This is a genomic window from Pantoea sp. SIMBA_079, assembly GCF_046940275.1.
In the GTDB taxonomy this organism is placed as follows: Bacteria; Pseudomonadota; Gammaproteobacteria; order Enterobacterales; family Enterobacteriaceae; genus Pantoea; species Pantoea borealis.
In genome coordinates this window covers 1-265 of the sequence record NZ_JAWRYR010000420.1, presented here as the reverse complement: position 1 = coordinate 265, position 265 = coordinate 1, and the positions used below count along the sequence as shown (strand labels likewise).

Annotated in this window: 1 pseudogene; it reads left to right on the top strand. The window is 61.1% G+C overall.

The annotated features are described in order from the left end of the window. Nucleotides 1-265: pseudogene (relA, locus tag SB719_RS20620) on the top strand (GTP diphosphokinase); the annotation flags it as partial.

The window sequence follows — 265 nt, the reverse complement described above, 5'->3', positions numbered from 1 at the left end:
CCAGTACAAGCAGATCGCCAAGCTGTTGCATGAGCGGCGGCTGGACCGCGAGCGCTTCATCAGCGACGTGATGAGCCAGCTGCAGAACGAGTTGCTCGCCACTGGCGTAAATGCCGACATCAGTGGGCGGGCGAAACATATCTATTCGATCTGGCGCAAGATGCAGCGCAAAGGCCTGGAGTTCAGCCAGATCTACGACGTGCGTGCGGTGCGCGTGCTGGTGCCGGAAATCCGCGACTGCTACACCGCGCTGGGCATCGTGCAC